30 protein-coding genes are annotated in these 14,819 nt (G+C 29.0%); 23 read left to right on the top strand and 7 right to left on the bottom strand.

From position 1 onward, the window contains the following. From MUA21_RS12720 to MUA21_RS12690, 7 genes are all read left to right on the top strand, one after another. Positions 1-570: an encapsidation protein CP3 gene (locus MUA21_RS12720; protein ID WP_069996221.1), complete on the top strand. Its 570-nt coding sequence runs from the start codon at positions 1-3 to the stop codon at positions 568-570. Continuing rightward, positions 548-805, top strand: coding sequence for a hypothetical protein (locus tag MUA21_RS12715; RefSeq protein WP_262561416.1), 258 nt, complete (start codon positions 548-550; stop codon positions 803-805). The genes MUA21_RS12720 and MUA21_RS12715 overlap by 23 nt, the downstream gene beginning before the upstream one ends. Before the next feature lie 12 nt (positions 806-817). After that, on the top strand, positions 818-1,378 hold the full coding sequence (locus MUA21_RS12710; RefSeq protein WP_069996220.1) for a GumC domain-containing protein: 561 nt from the start codon (positions 818-820) through the stop codon (positions 1,376-1,378). A 15-nt stretch (positions 1,379-1,393) separates the two neighbouring features. Continuing rightward, positions 1,394-1,945 (top strand): terminase small subunit, encoded by a 552-nt coding sequence (locus MUA21_RS12705; protein ID WP_262561464.1) that lies wholly within the window; start codon positions 1,394-1,396, stop codon positions 1,943-1,945. A 71-nt stretch (positions 1,946-2,016) separates the two neighbouring features. Continuing rightward, positions 2,017-2,139 carry a hypothetical protein gene (locus MUA21_RS12700; RefSeq protein WP_258953796.1) on the top strand — a complete coding sequence of 41 codons (123 nt, stop codon included), beginning with the start codon at positions 2,017-2,019 and terminating at the stop codon, positions 2,137-2,139. A gap of 120 nt (positions 2,140-2,259) precedes the next feature. Continuing rightward, complete coding sequence (locus MUA21_RS12695) at positions 2,260-2,871, top strand: stage II sporulation protein M (RefSeq protein WP_262561463.1); 612 nt, start codon at positions 2,260-2,262, stop codon at positions 2,869-2,871. A 44-nt stretch (positions 2,872-2,915) separates the two neighbouring features. Then, positions 2,916-3,116, top strand: a complete 201-nt coding sequence (locus tag MUA21_RS12690; protein ID WP_262561462.1) for a hypothetical protein — start codon at positions 2,916-2,918, stop codon at positions 3,114-3,116. Positions 3,117-3,362: 246 nt separating this feature from the next. On the opposite strand, the gene MUA21_RS12685 is transcribed toward MUA21_RS12690, so the two are convergent. Further along, on the bottom strand, positions 3,363-3,500 hold the full coding sequence (locus MUA21_RS12685; protein ID WP_262561461.1) for a hypothetical protein: 138 nt from the start codon (positions 3,498-3,500) through the stop codon (positions 3,363-3,365). Between the two features lie 270 nt (positions 3,501-3,770). On the opposite strand from MUA21_RS12685, the gene MUA21_RS12680 reads away from it, so the two are divergent. The 5 genes from MUA21_RS12680 (at position 3,771) to MUA21_RS12660 (ending at position 6,162) form a co-directional block, all read left to right on the top strand. Then, positions 3,771-3,989 (top strand): VraH family peptide resistance protein, encoded by a 219-nt coding sequence (locus MUA21_RS12680; RefSeq protein WP_224395948.1) that lies wholly within the window; start codon positions 3,771-3,773, stop codon positions 3,987-3,989. A gap of 107 nt (positions 3,990-4,096) precedes the next feature. Continuing rightward, entirely contained in the window at positions 4,097-4,330 is a 234-nt protein-coding gene (locus tag MUA21_RS12675; protein ID WP_224395949.1) for a hypothetical protein, read from the top strand. Positions 4,331-4,464: 134 nt separating this feature from the next. Then, the gene (locus MUA21_RS12670; protein ID WP_262561458.1) at positions 4,465-4,914 is read left to right on the top strand and encodes a GNAT family N-acetyltransferase; all 450 of its coding nucleotides are present in this window, start codon (positions 4,465-4,467) and stop codon (positions 4,912-4,914) included. A gap of 107 nt (positions 4,915-5,021) precedes the next feature. Next, positions 5,022-5,726 carry a DUF3800 domain-containing protein gene (locus tag MUA21_RS12665; protein ID WP_262561457.1) on the top strand — a complete coding sequence of 235 codons (705 nt, stop codon included), beginning with the start codon at positions 5,022-5,024 and terminating at the stop codon, positions 5,724-5,726. Continuing rightward, positions 5,719-6,162, top strand: a complete 444-nt coding sequence (locus tag MUA21_RS12660) for a hypothetical protein (RefSeq protein WP_262561455.1) — start codon at positions 5,719-5,721, stop codon at positions 6,160-6,162. The genes MUA21_RS12665 and MUA21_RS12660 overlap by 8 nt, the downstream gene beginning before the upstream one ends. 487 nt (positions 6,163-6,649) lie before the next feature. Here the strand turns inward: MUA21_RS12660 and MUA21_RS12655 are convergent, their stop codons facing one another. The 4 genes from MUA21_RS12655 to MUA21_RS12640 all read right to left on the bottom strand — a co-directional run bounded on the left by MUA21_RS12655 (position 6,650) and on the right by MUA21_RS12640 (position 7,539). Continuing rightward, positions 6,650-6,883 (bottom strand): hypothetical protein, encoded by a 234-nt coding sequence (locus tag MUA21_RS12655; RefSeq protein ID WP_262561454.1) that lies wholly within the window; start codon positions 6,881-6,883, stop codon positions 6,650-6,652. 22 nt (positions 6,884-6,905) lie between these two features. After that, positions 6,906-7,046, bottom strand: a complete 141-nt coding sequence (locus MUA21_RS12650) for a hypothetical protein (protein WP_157948019.1) — start codon at positions 7,044-7,046, stop codon at positions 6,906-6,908. A 21-nt stretch (positions 7,047-7,067) separates the two neighbouring features. After that, positions 7,068-7,274, bottom strand: a complete 207-nt coding sequence (locus MUA21_RS12645) for a hypothetical protein (RefSeq protein ID WP_046207084.1) — start codon at positions 7,272-7,274, stop codon at positions 7,068-7,070. A 64-nt stretch (positions 7,275-7,338) separates the two neighbouring features. After that, positions 7,339-7,539 (bottom strand): hypothetical protein, encoded by a 201-nt coding sequence (locus tag MUA21_RS12640; RefSeq protein ID WP_262561452.1) that lies wholly within the window; start codon positions 7,537-7,539, stop codon positions 7,339-7,341. 188 nt (positions 7,540-7,727) lie between these two features. Between MUA21_RS12640 and MUA21_RS12635 the strand changes: the two genes are divergently transcribed. The 7 genes from MUA21_RS12635 (at position 7,728) to MUA21_RS12605 (ending at position 10,967) form a co-directional block, all read left to right on the top strand. Then, complete coding sequence (locus tag MUA21_RS12635; protein WP_064263938.1) at positions 7,728-7,907, top strand: hypothetical protein; 180 nt, start codon at positions 7,728-7,730, stop codon at positions 7,905-7,907. A 147-nt stretch (positions 7,908-8,054) separates the two neighbouring features. After that, positions 8,055-8,234 (top strand): hypothetical protein, encoded by a 180-nt coding sequence (locus MUA21_RS12630; protein WP_262561450.1) that lies wholly within the window; start codon positions 8,055-8,057, stop codon positions 8,232-8,234. A gap of 117 nt (positions 8,235-8,351) precedes the next feature. Beyond that, positions 8,352-8,627 (top strand): hypothetical protein, encoded by a 276-nt coding sequence (locus tag MUA21_RS12625; RefSeq protein ID WP_262561449.1) that lies wholly within the window; start codon positions 8,352-8,354, stop codon positions 8,625-8,627. Positions 8,628-8,638: 11 nt separating this feature from the next. Continuing rightward, complete coding sequence (gene elxI1, locus MUA21_RS12620) at positions 8,639-8,857, top strand: epilancin biosynthesis-related protein ElxI1 (protein ID WP_064263942.1); 219 nt, start codon at positions 8,639-8,641, stop codon at positions 8,855-8,857. Positions 8,858-9,414: 557 nt separating this feature from the next. Then, a complete protein-coding gene (locus tag MUA21_RS12615; RefSeq protein WP_064209642.1) occupies positions 9,415-9,666 on the top strand; it encodes a GlsB/YeaQ/YmgE family stress response membrane protein in 252 nt (83 codons plus the stop codon). A 130-nt stretch (positions 9,667-9,796) separates the two neighbouring features. Beyond that, positions 9,797-10,327, top strand: a complete 531-nt coding sequence (locus MUA21_RS12610; RefSeq protein ID WP_046207078.1) for a hypothetical protein — start codon at positions 9,797-9,799, stop codon at positions 10,325-10,327. A 151-nt stretch (positions 10,328-10,478) separates the two neighbouring features. Then, a complete protein-coding gene (locus MUA21_RS12605) occupies positions 10,479-10,967 on the top strand; it encodes a GNAT family N-acetyltransferase (protein ID WP_064209641.1) in 489 nt (162 codons plus the stop codon). 145 nt (positions 10,968-11,112) lie between these two features. On the opposite strand, the gene MUA21_RS12600 is transcribed toward MUA21_RS12605, so the two are convergent. Next, entirely contained in the window at positions 11,113-11,298 is a 186-nt protein-coding gene (locus tag MUA21_RS12600) for a helix-turn-helix transcriptional regulator (protein WP_064263516.1), read from the bottom strand. 12 nt (positions 11,299-11,310) lie between these two features. Continuing rightward, on the bottom strand, positions 11,311-11,634 hold the full coding sequence (locus MUA21_RS12595; RefSeq protein ID WP_064263514.1) for a hypothetical protein: 324 nt from the start codon (positions 11,632-11,634) through the stop codon (positions 11,311-11,313). A gap of 225 nt (positions 11,635-11,859) precedes the next feature. On the opposite strand from MUA21_RS12595, the gene MUA21_RS12590 reads away from it, so the two are divergent. The 4 genes from MUA21_RS12590 to MUA21_RS12575 all read left to right on the top strand — a co-directional run bounded on the left by MUA21_RS12590 (position 11,860) and on the right by MUA21_RS12575 (position 14,810). Beyond that, entirely contained in the window at positions 11,860-12,048 is a 189-nt protein-coding gene (locus MUA21_RS12590; RefSeq protein WP_107526134.1) for a hypothetical protein, read from the top strand. 201 nt (positions 12,049-12,249) lie between these two features. Continuing rightward, a complete protein-coding gene (locus MUA21_RS12585; protein ID WP_262561448.1) occupies positions 12,250-13,566 on the top strand; it encodes a LysM peptidoglycan-binding domain-containing protein in 1,317 nt (438 codons plus the stop codon). 139 nt (positions 13,567-13,705) lie between these two features. After that, a complete protein-coding gene (locus tag MUA21_RS12580) occupies positions 13,706-14,401 on the top strand; it encodes a YdeJ family lipoprotein (RefSeq protein ID WP_262561447.1) in 696 nt (231 codons plus the stop codon). A gap of 172 nt (positions 14,402-14,573) precedes the next feature. After that, positions 14,574-14,810: a hypothetical protein gene (locus tag MUA21_RS12575; protein ID WP_046207071.1), complete on the top strand. Its 237-nt coding sequence runs from the start codon at positions 14,574-14,576 to the stop codon at positions 14,808-14,810. The last annotated feature ends 9 nt before the right edge of the window (positions 14,811-14,819 follow it).

Genomic DNA, 14,819 nt, shown 5'->3' with positions numbered 1-14,819 from the left:
GTGAGTATTATTATTGATAATCAACCAGAGCTTGTATATGGCACATATGAGCCACCAGTGACATATGAAATAAAAAGAGAAGTTAGTGATTATGAATTACTTACAAGGTTTAATCCTTACTACATCTCAGAAAAGATAAGTGGCGCAGAAGAAGATATAGAAATGATGTATGACCGTACTTATCCTCATTTAGCTAGTGACGAATATCTACATCAAATTTACTATGAATCTTTCCCTTTAGAAAAATTAGCAATAGAGATAATGGAACAAAAGCAGAATCTTGATAAGTTTGTGCGTAAGAGTCAAAGAGACCTAAAAGCCTTTTACAAGGTGATAGGTAAGTACACCATTAATGAACAGAATGATATTAAGCGATACATGAAATCTAATGCTACTTATATACCAGACATTATAGATAGATTAAAGTCGGAATTGTATGAACTAGTAATAGATGATCGTACAAAAAGAAATGAACTAAGGGAAATCAAACGACGTGAACGTAATGAAGCACACGCTAAACAAATTAAAGAAGAGGGGCGAGGTAGAATTGAACACAAATTACTTATCTAATGAACATTTAAATGAAATGGTAGATGAACTGGAACTTACCGATATACAGCAATACCGATTAAATAAATTTACAGAAAAGAAGCAAGCAGAAATTGAAGAGCAAAAGAAACAGAATCCGAATGATCATTTAACTGATATTGAACGTAATGAAAAGCGTGAGAAAATCATGAACATAAAAGATGATAGTGAAAGAACAAACCAAATAGCTCAAAACAGAGAGCTGTTTCAGTATTAGGGAGGATAATTCATGAAAAATAATGAAGCAATACAAAAAGCTATTCAATATGTATTGGATTATGAACAAAGTATTAAAGCTTTATCAAGAGAATTAGGTGAGCAAGAAGAAGCATTGCAGCAATTAAAGAATAAGTATAAAGATTTTGTTATTAATAATGAGATTGAAAAATCAGAGGAATTACAAGAAGATCTGCAACAATTAGAAGATGAAATACAACGTAAATCAAGACGGTTTGCAGTTATGATTGATACGTTACCAGAAGTAATTCAAGTACAATCAAAGCAAGTAGCTAAACACGCACAATTGTTAGAGCTTGAGTACCAAGAGAAATATGAAGAAGAAGCAAATAATTTATTAAATATACGCAATGAATATCGTGAAGCTAAAAGTAAGGTGCTTGATTTAAGAGCTCAATATGATAATTCAATTAATTATGCTGATAGACAGATTAATCGTTTGGCTGATGAATACAATGTTCAAAAGCAAATGATACACAACGGAAAATCGGCAGGAAATACACCATTTTATCACGAACTTTATACGCCAACTGGCGAAGATATCAAAGTTTAAAGAAGAGGTGATTAAATGAGCGAATTAAATCCAAGACAAGAGAAATTTGTATCTGAATACCTAAAGACTCTAAACTTAACACAGTCGGCTATCAAGGCAGGGTATAGCCCACAGAGCGCCCACACACAAGGCTATAGGTTGCTTAAGAATGAAAAGGTAGCAAACTATCTCAATGAGGTTAAAAGTAAGGTTATTGATGATAACGTGCTTTCTGCGAATGAGATACTACATTTATTATCTAATGCAGCAGTAGGGGAAGAAACAGAAATGAAAGAGGTCGTCACTAAACGTGGTGAATATGTTAAGAATCCAGATACAGGGAAGTACAACATTATCTATAATGAGAGTGTTGAGATGGTGGAAGTACCTATCAAGATTAGTGACCGTTTAAAAGCGCGTGATCTACTTGGTAAATACCATACACTATTTACAGATAAGCATGAACTTACTGGTGACACACCGGTAATCATTAATGTTGGTGAATGGGATGATGAAGCAGAAGAGGAAGTGGGTAAGAAATATCCGAATAGAACTAAAATTATAGATGATGTTCCGTTTGAGGATTGAAGCTATATTATGTTACGAGTATGATTATTTTATTGTAAACAAGGTATCTATATAGTAAAGGAGAATGCTATATGGATATCATTGGAAAAATAATAACTTTTGTAATGAGTACATTTTCAAACCTAGTAGGTAGTAGTTCCATGATTGAGGATATTAAAAAAGGATTCAAAGAAAATTTCAAAAAAGGTAGTTAGTTAATAATAACCACCCATCAGTATGAGTTCTGGTGGGTGATTTTATGTACAATATAAATTTAATGAAGAATATGTTAGTGTATAGTTGATTATGAACTACATAAAATATGGAGGTAGTCTATGCTAGAAATTGATAAAGGTTTTATAAAAAGGACTAATAAATTTTTTTTGTTCACTGTAGGTGTAACTACAGCTATCATTTTCATATTTTACATACTTGGTTTAGTTATAGATGATTTTAGTGATTTTCCAAAAGCTAGTATTAATAATGAGCATAAGTTTAAATTAGTAGGTTTATTTACATATTTTTTTAATAATGGCTTTATTTTACCTTTCATAATGCTAATACTTTCTATTATTCCAATACCATATTTATATTATTTGAACACGCTATCAACTGTTTTTTCACTAGGCATGTTAATTGGCATACATTTTGCATATAATTTCATGGATGGAATAAAGCTGTTTCTTGGATTTTTGCCACACCTATTAATTGAAATTTATAGTTTGAGTCTAATGTTATCTATTCTATACGTAATTAATAAAGTGATTATAAATAAGTTGATGAATGTGTTTAGAAAAGAAACTATTAAAACGATCTCCATGCATCATGCAGTGATTGAAGGTATAAAAAAGTATATAAAATATTTTTTGCCAATTGTATTGATTGCAGCAATCATAGAAACATATATTTCACCATTATGGTATTATTTTTTATTATCGTTATTTTGATGTTAATATTTAGCTTTTATATATAAGAAATGAGGGTGTTTGTTATGCCTAAATCACAACAAGTTTTAGTAGGGATCACTTTATTCTTATTAGCATTTAATATAGTTATACCAGTTATAGGAGAAACATTAAATGTTGGAGCAATAGATTTTAGTTCAACGTTAATTAGATGTTCACAAGGATTATTTATAATAATCTTTGGTATTTTCACATTTAGACAAATTAAAAGAAAAGGATTTAAATAGCTATATTTAACCCACTACCTCGAACTGAGGAGTGGGTTAAATTATGAATGGAGGTATAGTTTGTTTACTCCAAATACAATTATGCTTATCCTTACTATAATGGCGCTGATATTTATACTAGTTTTTGGTTTGATACTTGATAAACCAGTTATATACATGTTTATTGCATTATTCATTCACTCAACGCTTTTATTTATCATTCGCTATTTCTGGCAAAATAAAGAATTAGGGGAAGCTTTTACAAGATCATTTGACCTCGTTACAATAACTATCGTAGTTATCTTCACTATTTTGAAAATCAATAAAACTAAATTGTCTGAGTAGTATTAAGATATTGTAAATAGCGTTGAACAATCTAATAGGGTGTAATACAATTGCATTCATGAAGTTCCTCCAGAACTTCATTCCCTTTTGAGCCATCCCTATGGGTGGCTACTTTATTAGATGATTGAATGTGAAAGGATTGGGTACAATATAATTGTAGTCGTTTAGACTATATTTTTTGTCACTACTTATATTCTATCTAGTCTCCACTAGAGAATACTGCTCAGGGTAGGCACTTATGTGCTTGCCCTATTTTTGTTATATTTATATTAGAAATTAGATTAATTAAACTGAAATAAAGTTTGCTAGAAAAAGGAGTGTTTTATTTTTATGACTATCAAACAAATTGTGAATGATTTATTAAATAAAAAATGGTCTTTAGAAGATTTGTTTTGGTTAATTTTTATGTGTGTAATATTTAGTACTTTTACTACACCGTTTTTTGGTATTCCGATAGGAGTTATTGCTTACTTTTTATTTTTTTATAAAGATGATGATTTTGATGAAATGGCAGAAAGATATGATTATCAAGACAAAAATAAAAAGTAGAACACATGTTTATGCCGAGAAATTTATTGATTATTAAGTGTTCTGTTGCTCAACGTACATAAGGTCATAATGTTTTATAGTTCGAAAAGTGAAAGGAGCTTTTTATTATGAATGAAAAAAATCGTGGTATTTTTTCTATGATTTCTTTGATTATTTCTTCTGTATTTTTCTTCATTAGTCTCGTTGTTTTTGCCTTTCAAATAAATTCAGATGTAGCTTCTTTAAGTACAACTTTAGGAATTTTATTTGTTGGTATTTATGGAGTATTAGCTAAATACAAACTCGGTTATGTTGCTATTGTTTTGGCTTTAATAGCTATCATCTTGAATTTAGCGATTTAGGTTTTAGAAGCGATTCTCTTCTTGTTTTGATACATAATATAACTACCCATCAGTAGAAGGGTTGGTGGGGTTGTTGAATATTATAATACCTTATAATATTTAAGGTGTTATAATGTATTGAAAGAGGGATGAATATGATTGAAAAATTGATATCTATAGATAATGCTCCTATTGACCTTATGTTACTAGCAGATCCATCAAAAAAATTGATTTTAGAGTATTTAGAGAATGGCGAATGCTTTATATATAAAGAAAATAACCAAATAATAGGGTGTTATGTACTACAGGAAATTAATACAGATAAAATAGAATTAGTTAATATTGCAGTATTAGAATCTAAGCAAGGTTTAGGCATAGGTAAAAAATTATTAGCCAATGCTTTTGAATACGCAAAAGAGAAGGGCTATAAAGAAATGGAGATTGGAACAGGTAATTCTAGTATAGGACAAATTGCATTTTATCAAAAAATGGGTTTTAGAATGTGTGAGATAGATATTGGATTTTTTGATAGAAACTATAATGAAGAAATTAGTGAAAATGGTATATTATGTAGGGACATGATTCGTTTTACAAAAATGTTGTAGTATCTGAATTGACATTATTTAATTATTTATTAAACAAATAATTAAATGTGTTGATTTTCTGTTATACTATCTTTATTTAATTAATAATGTATTAGGGTGTGTTAGTTTTGGATTACATTCAAAATATTGAAGTATTTTGTGATGAAAGTAGTTTAGAAAATTTATTTAGTACAAATAAAAGTGGTTTTATGGTACTTGGAGGTATTTGGTTAAATAAGGAAGACCATAAAACTGTAAAAAAAGACCTGGATAGCTTGAAAAAACGCTATGATATTGGTGGGGAATTTAAATGGAACAAAGTTTCAAATTCGAAAGAGAACTTCTATTTTGATGTATTAGATTATTTTTTTGGAAATCGTAAAATTCGTTTTAGGTGCATTGTAGTTGAAACAAGTAAAGTTAATACACAAAAATACCACAATTCTGATAATGAATTAGGATTTTATAAATTTTATTTTAATTTATTAGATAAGTGGTGCATGAATTATGCTTCTTATAGTATATATCTAGATTATAAGAGCAATAAAGATGCTGGAAGATTACCTAAATTAAAGGAAATACTAAATAATATAACTGAAGGTGAAATAAAAGATGTTTTGCCTATTCGCTCTGAAGAATCGGTTTTCATCCAGCTAGCAGATTTATTAAGTGGGTCTGTAGCTTACCATTACAATAATAAAAGACAGTTTAATAACACTAAAAGTTCCTTTGTAACAAGGTTAGAAGAACATTTGGGTGGGGAAATTTCATCTAGTCCGAGACAAGAAAAAAAATTCAATGTTTTCAAAATAAGGTTAGATCATAATGTATAGCTATTTAACTCACCTGGATGATGAATATGAATATCGCCGTGTTTTTTATGAAGAATATTGCAAAGAAAGTATAACCACTCATCATAATATAAAAGTGAAATTTTATCCAAAACATTTTGATCATGCTTTTTATTGTAAATCGGATAGAAGAAATCGATATAAAGATATGTTTGATAGTGAAAGAGCAAAGCGAATTTTATGGATAAAACAAGTTTTGCAAGATGATAGAATTCCGATATTTCAAGGGCATGATACTAAGAGTAAAAAGAGTTCTCCAAAAAGAAGAGTTTCACTTTTAACTCCAGATGGTTATGTGGTAGTAATTCGTATGACTGGAGAAGACAAAGCGGAATTTTTAACTGCATTTGTTGTAAATGAAAGTAATGTTATAGATAAAATTCGATCTAATCCTATAATCTATAATCCAAAAGTTTAAGTATTATTATTGTTATAATACTATTATAATGATATTATAATAGTAAGAGTTTATCCTTTACCAATGGTCTGGGATTCGCAAAGGCTGTGTGTAATGAGCCCTATAATCAGTGCACAAAGACCCTTTACTGGGTCTTTTTTATGTTTCAAGGGCAAAAAAAGGGCATAATTTTGATAATAAGGGCAAGGGTATGAATAAGAAAGTATCTTAAATTGCACATAAATGCCTATTTATCAGTATTTTGAACATTAGTGATTATTCATAAAATAGCAGTATATAAAAGAAAAACAATAATAGATATTGTATCTGAAAACCCCGTAGGCATATACCTACAGGGTTATTTTTTTGTGTTATATATTTTGGGAAAGGACCTTAAACTTTATTCAAGTGTAAGAAATTACTAATTTTAAATAAGTGTATTTTAAGTTTTTTAAGTGAACTTTCTATAATTTCATTATTGTTGAAGTTTGCATAGTGATGATTTAGATTAATCGTCATCATCTAATAAATTTATAACATTTACAATGATTTCTCTTGTAACAACATTAAACGATACATCATTTCCATAACTTAGTGATTTAACTTTTATAGCATCATTTTCCAAATTTAAATATAGGGCAACGTGTTGATAGTTTTCTAAAATAACTAGTGTATCTTCGTCTCTGACTATATTATATGATCCTTTGCCATTAATTGTAACTGTCCAATTATTGAATTCCATGATACCCATCTCCTTTTATATATTATTCATCTTTTTCTAATCCTAAAATAACCATTAACACCACTGAAATGAGCATGAATGGTACAAAAATAGATGTTATTAAAAATCCGCCAATCACGATTAGGTAAAATTCATCAATTTTATATTTGCCAAATTGCATCATATCACTTCTCATAAAGTTATATTACTTCTTGTTATAATCATCTATCGTAACGCCATCTTTTTCTATTTTTTTCGTACTAGCCCGTATTAATAAAATTGCATTACCCATAAAGAGTACTGCTAATATTAATGAAGTGGTAAATCCACTAATATTTGTATAATTAAAAATTATGAGTGTTATCATTAAAATGATATTAATTGTATGGTGTATAGCCATTCTCTTATTCACTTTCTTCACCCCTCAGGTATTGATTCTCTATTTTTAAAATTTGGATTCAAAAATTTGTAATGAACTACCCAGCATTATTGTATTTTGACTCGAAAACCATGAGTGCAATAGTATAATTTTTCCACCATGAATCTTTTTGATAATATTCTAAAAGTACTTTTAATTCCATAATACTATATGTAACTGTGCAATCTGCAAATATCAAAGGATAAGATAGTGTATGTCCTTCATACCAAAAACCCATATCATCAATTAATCTATTCAAATTATGTCAACTCCTAGAGTACTTTGGGTGTGTTGCTGTTTGTCATATAACTTTGATGTATTTAAGTATCATATTGCTTAAATCATATATATGAATTAAAAATTTTTATTTTTTTGATGGATACAACATATGCTTTATAAAAAGTATGTTAGCATTGAAATAATATTATAACAAAAAGGGGTAATTATATGTGGAATAATATTGAGATAATTGTTTCATTTGTTATATTTGTCGGTGCGCTCATATTTGCTGTTTATTCATTTTACAATAATTCTATTACAGTTGGCGTTGGTGCTTTAATTGCGGCTACAGTAAATATCTATTACATGATTAAGGCATTAAGAGCTAAAAGAGAAGATAATTACTAAGTGCAGATAGTGTATTAAAGAAATATAGAGACATTTGGATAATTCAGCACATTATTAATAAATTAACTCAAGATATAAATTTATGTAAATACGGAATATTTTTCTAAAAGTATTAGTTCAACAGGAGTGAGAAATTTGAGGAATAATATGGATATGGGTTTTATGATTGCTAATTTTATGAATATAATTTTAGTATTATTATTTGCTTTTGGTACATTCAATCATCTTAAAGTTTTTCTTACCGTGATTTTTGCAATAATAACTGTTTTAAATGCAGGCTTTTTGCTTTATAAAAGTATTGAAATTTCAAAGAAAAGTAACCGTTAAAAGGCTTAACTAAAGTGTTTTCTACCTTTATAGTCCACTCACAGAAATTTAAAAAACATAAATACTAATCTTAAGTATTTTAAAATGAATGTTCATATTGCATTTGGGAGGCATTTTATGAATCATGAAAATAATAAGAAAAAATATAAGACAATAGAAGTGATAGCAAACACTTTTGGCATAGTAGCTTTGATCTTAGTATTTGCCTCATTGATTCTAGCTTTGATTTTTGAATGGAAATTTCTGGACTATGTTGTTAACGAGTCTGGTATACTTATTATACTAAGTTTAATCATAGGTGCGATACCACACGTTATGGAAAAAAATATCAAGAAAATCATTTTTGATTTTCTCTTTATCGTAATTATAGCGTTTATTTTTTATAACTTATAAGGGGGCTATACATGAAACTTATCACTAAAATTTTAGATGTTTTAGTATGGATATGCGTTATTTTATTGTTTAGTAAGTATATTGTTAAATATGCGAATATGATGTTTGATTGGAATTTAAGATGGTATTTTCTTGAAGATATGCCTCATTTAGCATTGATATTATTTATTTTACTATTTGTATTTGCAGTACCTTCTGAAATGATCAAAGAAAAACATAATAATGAATAAAGTCATACATCATATTTTTGTGTTATTTGAAAAGAAGATTTGGAATGATTTTGAAGATATTAGCCATCTTTTTATAAATCGATCTCTTTCTAGCGCTATATTTAGGTAAAATGTATAGTGGTTTGAAACAAAAAGCTGCATCAAATCAATGTTTTGAAAGCTATCAAATTCAATGATACATATAGATAAGTTTATAATATAGCTGTCTATCATTATAGTTATAATCCTTTATTGCATTAAATGAAAAAATAAAATTATAAGATGAAATCAAGCACATGTTACAAATTTAAGATTTACATTACTGTCACGTAGTTTTATAATTAGTTTTGCATGCCCACGGGTGTGCGAAAATGAGGAGATGGGTTTTCTGTGTGCCCTTGGGCATGCAGAAGATTCATAACTCCCGTTATAAGGCCCCTTTTATTAGGGGTCTTTTTGTATTTAAAAACATTGATTACCATTTACGTAAATAAAGTAATTGTGGTATTGTATTTTCATGTTGATTATCGTAATATTCATGTGCTTAAAAATATACAAATAAAAAGGAGTTTATGCATATGAGTTTTATAATAATGATCATTGTAGGTGGTCTAATCGGCTGGATTGCAGGCGCTATCGTAGGTAAAGATATTCCAGGAGGTATCATTGGTAATATTGTTGCTGGTCTAATTGGTTCTGCGATTGGTAGTAGATTACTTGGTACTTGGGGCCCAGTATGGGGTGGTGTACCAATTTTCCCAGCATTGATTGGGTCAATTGTATTTATATTTATCGCTTCACTTATTATTAGTGCGCTAAGAAAAAAATAATTAAGATAAATCGACTTATAAAAAGTTAGAAAAAATTTTTATTATAACGGGTAGAAATTATGATCTTTTTTGTGAAAATATTACGATAATCAACGACCATCTCTCAATGATAATATAAAGGTGGTTTAGTATGATAAACATTATTTCAGCTATTGGTTCTATTGGAACTTTTATAATGGCACTATTTTATTTTGTTTCAGTTTCAATACAACTGTACCAAATGAAAATAAGTTTTATTCCTGCGCTTGGATTTAATCAAATTTTACTTTCTTTAGATAAAGATAATCAATTACAAATGATTAATACAAGTTCTGATTCTGTTGAACACCAAGATTATTTGAAAATTTTTAATCTAGGTGGCGGAGCAGCAAAAGATATTAAGATTGAAATTATTCTTAATGAAGATAACGTAATTCAAAAGAAATATGTAAGTATCTTACCAAGTAAAGAAGGTTATTTATTACCAATTAATAAAGATGTTTTTGATGAATTGCAAAGTACCATTCAAAATAATGGTTATGAATCTAATTTAAATATTAGAATTAATTATTATCATAACGTTAGTAGAAAAGTAAAAACAATCATGTTAAATGGTAAATTAGATAGATTTAATACGTATGATGAAAAAGAACTTTATGAATTACAATTTATTAATAAATAATACTATTTGTGCCTTGTGCATATATAAATATTTTTATGAAAAACACTCATTAGATAACTTTAGGGTTATGGTGAGTGTTTTTGTTATGTTTTATGACATAGATTTGCTGTAGATATACTTTGAATATACAATGAAATAGAGGTGAAACGATATGATACGACAAGCACGACAATCAGATTTACAATCGATTTTAAGTATATATAATCATGCAATATTAAATACGACTGCAGTTTATACATATGAGCCAGTAACCATTGAAGAAAGAGAAACTTGGTTTCATACAAAATTAGAGCAAGCTGAACCCATTTTTGTATATTTAAAAGATGGCCAAGTTGTTGGATTTGCAACATATGGTGCGTTTAGAAATTGGCCAGCATATCAATATACTGTAGAACATTCGATTTATGTTGACCCAGAAACTAGAAATGAAGGTGTAGCTTCACAACTTTTAGTTAAATTAATTGAAGAAATTAAAAACAGAAATTATAAGACAATTGTTGCAGGTATTGACGCATCAAATACTGCTAGCATTAAATTACATGAAAAGTATGGTTTTGAATTATGTGGAACTATAAAAAGTGTCGGTTATAAATTTGACAGATGGTTAGATTTAGCTTTTTATCAATTAATATTGAAATAATTATGTTTAAAGCCAACGATGCTATTTTAGAGCTAGTAAATAAAGTATTATAGAAATTGTGCCGGACATGATGTTAGATAAGTTATTTTAATCGTTTGGTAAGTCAGTGGAAACATTTTGCGATACGTATTAGCATCAATGCTAATTAGCTAAACAAATCATCAACGGTAGTATCGAGCATTGATGCCAGTTTAAATGCTAAAGATAATGATGGATCATATTTATTATTTTCAATCGCATTAATGGTTTGTCTAGAAACGCCAAGTGCTTGACTAAGTTTTAATTGGGAAATGGCCTTCTGCTTGCGATAATGTTTGATTTTGTTTTTCATTTTATCTTCCTGTTATGTATATTTACGTTTTACGTAAAAATAGTTCATAATCGTTAATATGAAAATAATGATAATGATGGATAGCTCTGGATAAGTTGAAAAAAAGCTGTGATTAAAGTCCCATACATTAATTATACGCAATATAAATGTTAAGAGTAGGGCGTGTATTGTCCAAACGCAAGTTCTAGCAAGTACTTCTGTGAATATTTTACTTTGCCTTTCGTCATATTGATTATTAGCTTGGTCAGATATCTCTGAAGGTAAAAATTTATGAGACAGTATCGTCCAGCTGACTGTAAATAATAAAACAACAATAAAAATGATGAATAATTTCATAATGATGCCTCCATGAGTAGAAAATTTTTCATTTTCAACATAAAAAACATGTGCTTAAATGTCAAATGTTTTTGACATTTTTAAATAGAAAATAAAAGTGCTCGTTAGTTTAATAAGTAGAAAGGGTATGGATAAATAAATAATATGACCTTTTCATAAGAGATTTTTAGGTTTTTGTAGTGATACGGTTTGAAAATCTTATTCATATGACTTGGGGTGATTGTGATGGCTGTGTTTGCCTTGTTATTTCATTTAGTCTGTTTAATTATTGTTTTAATCGCAGGTTTTAAAGCATTAAAAGAGTTCAGAAAACCTATGAACCAACGTAATCAAAGAAAAATTGATTCCATTTTAATACTTGTGTTAGTGGTGGCTTTGATTGCGATACTATCTAGTGTTTTTACAGATATTTAATAAAATGTCGTTGCTCAAGTGAGCGACGGCTTTTAATTTTGTTTTAGAAACGGTAAATGTCGTTAATATGAAGTATAAAATAATATTTCATTTTGTAATTAATTCAATATTAATATAGAATGAATTAAAGAAGTTTTGTAAATGAAATTTTTTGCTACTTAATAGTAAACGGATTAATATTTTATTCAAGGAGATGTCGTTATGAAGTTTAGATTTAGTGTTTCATTGTTGTTGGTTTCAAGTTTATTATTGTCACAAACTGCAATGGCAGCACAAGAAAATAAAAGCACTCAGGATACAAAGAAAAATGATACACAAAATAAAGAAAATACGAGTAAAGCCATTGATTATGAAAAAGCTCAAAAAATGAGTCCGCAACAATTGAAAAATGCATTAACACCAGGAGATTTAAAGTTACATAATAAAGATGGTGAACGTCAAAATACTGAAATGAGAAGTTTTTCAGCAAATCGAGCATATCAAGATGTAAATACATACATAGCAAATAATAATATAAAGCCAGCTAAAATCGTACAAGATTCTAGAATGAATAACTTACCAAAGTATAATTATAAATCTGGCAAATATATCGGTGTAGTAATTCATGAAACGGCCAATCCAAACAGTACAATTGATGGTGAGGTAAATTACATGTACAACAATTATAATAGTGCATTTGTACATGCGTATGCGGGTAGCGATAAAATTGTGCAGACTGCGCCAAGTCAATATTTAGCTTGGGGCGCAGGTGCTAATGCCAATCCATATTTTTATCAAATTGAATTAACAAGAGCTAACACATTTGATGGGTTCGCAAGATCTGTTAATAACCAAGCATATTTAACAGCAAAAATGTTGAAAGCCAATGGGCTACAGCCTTCACTTGCTGACAATAATCAAGGGACAGGCACAATTATAAGTCACAATGCGGTAAGTCAATATTGGGGTGGTTCAGACCATTCAGATCCGATTGGCTATTTCGGACAATGGGGATATAATATGAACCAGTTTTACAGTTTAGTACAAAAACACTATAAATCTCTATCAGGTGGTAGTAGTGATGGAGCAATTACTGGTAACACTTATAAAGTATCAAAAGGTGATACGCTGTATAGTATTTCGAGAAGAAGTGGCGTTTCAATAGATAATATTAAGAAATGGAATAAATTAACGAGTAACACACTTTCTGTAGGACAAGTACTAAAGTTAAAAAATCCTAACACACCAAGTGATTCCATTACTGGAGATTCACATAAAGTGGTTGAGGGAGACACACTTTATAATATTTCAAAACGAAGTAAAGTGAGTGTAGCAAACATAAAAAAATGGAACCATTTAAAATCTGATAATATTAGTAAAGGACAAATTTTATATTTAGTTAAGACATATACGGTTAAAAAAGGTGATACTTTATACAGTGTTGCTAAAAATCAAGGTACTACTGTAGATAAAATTAAAAAGGATAACAAGTTGAGTTCTAATAGTTTGAAAGTAGGGCAAATTTTAAAAATAAAATAGAAGTATTGCATATAAACGAGCAAGTCTTAATGGACTATGCTCGTTTTTTAATACATTGAAAAACGATTTTTAAATATAATTGTGAACGTCATAGTTTCGTGTTACTTTAATAATATAAAATCATAGGTGGGTATAGATAATGAAAAAAATCAGTTTAATACTGTCATTGTTATTTTTATCAGTGATTTTGACAGCATGTGGTAACAACGAAAAAAATAGTGATGATGTTGAGCAAAGCAGTAATACAAACAAACAAGATGAAGACAATGATCAGCGTGAGGAACGACAATCTACAGAACAAAGTGAAGCAAAAAAGGATCAGTCGTTACCTCAAGATTCAACGGCTGAAAATGACAAGAATACAGATTCAAAAGTTAAAAAGAAAAACGATAATGTTTCAAAAAAGGAAAATGACGATAATAGTACAAGTTATTTAACAGGTTTAAGTGCTTCAGAGATCGAATACGCACGTGTTTGGCATCAACTAGGTATGATTAAAGATGTCAAAAATATTTATGTCAAAAAATATCCAAAAGGGTCACCAGTAAATGGAAATGCGGAAAAGAGCGCAAAGTATCCTGAGGATGTTGTTAAATTAGAAGCGCCAATGAAAGTGGGTGGCTCAATAACATCTAGTAGTAATGGTGATGGAACTATTAATATTTATAAAAAAATTCCTTACAGATGGGAGACAAGCACATCTTCGAACCCTGAGGATGTTTATCAAGACACTAAAAATGCAGTTGAGCAAGATGTAGAAACAGTTGAAGTTAATGCAACAGACAATGCACAAATCAAAAAGTTAGCTCAAAGTATACAATTGGTTAATGAATGATGCTTTGTGGTATAAAGTAAAGAACAATTTTGAAGTGATTTGATCATGGCATCAACAATTCTAACTATTTTATGATTTTGTATAGTGTGATACATTACATGTAATCGTAATTAGGAAATCGTTAGCATACGATATATAGTTCGTAACTTTAAATTTAGTTGAGGTGAGACGCATGTTAACTAAAGGTATTAAATATCCATATGTTAAATTCTTTTTTGATGTGATTGGTATTTTATGTGCGATAAGCGTATTAGCGATCATATTTGTTAATGGTTTTACCAACAGTCAATCTGGTAACTTTAGTTTAGGATTCGAAATAACTGGTACACATATGATAATGATGAATATTTTGGTATTAGTGACAATGATTTGTGCAATAACATCAACAATTTTAAGAAGAGTAAAATAGTGTGATACG

Source organism: Staphylococcus ureilyticus (genome assembly GCF_025558845.1).
Classification (GTDB): domain Bacteria; phylum Bacillota; class Bacilli; order Staphylococcales; family Staphylococcaceae; genus Staphylococcus; species Staphylococcus ureilyticus.
This window is presented reverse-complemented; position numbering and strand designations above follow the sequence as displayed.

What these genes read in the sequence shown, in the direction of transcription:
- MUA21_RS12710 (WP_069996220.1), top strand. Translation starts at nt 818, where the DNA reads ATGAAAAATAATGAAGCAATACAAAAAGCTATTCAATATGTATTGGAT.
- MUA21_RS12705 (WP_262561464.1), top strand. Translation starts at nt 1,394, where the DNA reads ATGAGCGAATTAAATCCAAGACAAGAGAAATTTGTATCTGAATACCTA.
- MUA21_RS12700 (WP_258953796.1), top strand. Translation starts at nt 2,017, where the DNA reads ATGGATATCATTGGAAAAATAATAACTTTTGTAATGAGTACATTTTCA.
- MUA21_RS12695 (WP_262561463.1), top strand. Translation starts at nt 2,260, where the DNA reads ATGCTAGAAATTGATAAAGGTTTTATAAAAAGGACTAATAAATTTTTT.
- MUA21_RS12690 (WP_262561462.1), top strand. Translation starts at nt 2,916, where the DNA reads ATGCCTAAATCACAACAAGTTTTAGTAGGGATCACTTTATTCTTATTA.
- MUA21_RS12685 (WP_262561461.1), bottom strand. Translation starts at nt 3,500, where the DNA reads ATGAATGCAATTGTATTACACCCTATTAGATTGTTCAACGCTATTTAC.
- MUA21_RS12680 (WP_224395948.1), top strand. Translation starts at nt 3,771, where the DNA reads ATGACTATCAAACAAATTGTGAATGATTTATTAAATAAAAAATGGTCT.
- MUA21_RS12675 (WP_224395949.1), top strand. Translation starts at nt 4,097, where the DNA reads ATGAATGAAAAAAATCGTGGTATTTTTTCTATGATTTCTTTGATTATT.
- MUA21_RS12670 (WP_262561458.1), top strand. Translation starts at nt 4,465, where the DNA reads ATGATTGAAAAATTGATATCTATAGATAATGCTCCTATTGACCTTATG.
- MUA21_RS12660 (WP_262561455.1), top strand. Translation starts at nt 5,719, where the DNA reads ATGTATAGCTATTTAACTCACCTGGATGATGAATATGAATATCGCCGT.
- MUA21_RS12655 (WP_262561454.1), bottom strand. Translation starts at nt 6,883, where the DNA reads ATGGAATTCAATAATTGGACAGTTACAATTAATGGCAAAGGATCATAT.
- MUA21_RS12650 (WP_157948019.1), bottom strand. Translation starts at nt 7,046, where the DNA reads ATGATGCAATTTGGCAAATATAAAATTGATGAATTTTACCTAATCGTG.
- MUA21_RS12635 (WP_064263938.1), top strand. Translation starts at nt 7,728, where the DNA reads ATGTGGAATAATATTGAGATAATTGTTTCATTTGTTATATTTGTCGGT.
- MUA21_RS12630 (WP_262561450.1), top strand. Translation starts at nt 8,055, where the DNA reads ATGGATATGGGTTTTATGATTGCTAATTTTATGAATATAATTTTAGTA.
- MUA21_RS12625 (WP_262561449.1), top strand. Translation starts at nt 8,352, where the DNA reads ATGAATCATGAAAATAATAAGAAAAAATATAAGACAATAGAAGTGATA.
- elxI1 (WP_064263942.1), top strand. Translation starts at nt 8,639, where the DNA reads ATGAAACTTATCACTAAAATTTTAGATGTTTTAGTATGGATATGCGTT.
- MUA21_RS12615 (WP_064209642.1), top strand. Translation starts at nt 9,415, where the DNA reads ATGAGTTTTATAATAATGATCATTGTAGGTGGTCTAATCGGCTGGATT.
- MUA21_RS12610 (WP_046207078.1), top strand. Translation starts at nt 9,797, where the DNA reads ATGATAAACATTATTTCAGCTATTGGTTCTATTGGAACTTTTATAATG.
- MUA21_RS12605 (WP_064209641.1), top strand. Translation starts at nt 10,479, where the DNA reads ATGATACGACAAGCACGACAATCAGATTTACAATCGATTTTAAGTATA.
- MUA21_RS12600 (WP_064263516.1), bottom strand. Translation starts at nt 11,298, where the DNA reads ATGAAAAACAAAATCAAACATTATCGCAAGCAGAAGGCCATTTCCCAA.
- MUA21_RS12595 (WP_064263514.1), bottom strand. Translation starts at nt 11,634, where the DNA reads ATGAAATTATTCATCATTTTTATTGTTGTTTTATTATTTACAGTCAGC.
- MUA21_RS12590 (WP_107526134.1), top strand. Translation starts at nt 11,860, where the DNA reads ATGGCTGTGTTTGCCTTGTTATTTCATTTAGTCTGTTTAATTATTGTT.
- MUA21_RS12585 (WP_262561448.1), top strand. Translation starts at nt 12,250, where the DNA reads ATGAAGTTTAGATTTAGTGTTTCATTGTTGTTGGTTTCAAGTTTATTA.
- MUA21_RS12580 (WP_262561447.1), top strand. Translation starts at nt 13,706, where the DNA reads ATGAAAAAAATCAGTTTAATACTGTCATTGTTATTTTTATCAGTGATT.
- MUA21_RS12575 (WP_046207071.1), top strand. Translation starts at nt 14,574, where the DNA reads ATGTTAACTAAAGGTATTAAATATCCATATGTTAAATTCTTTTTTGAT.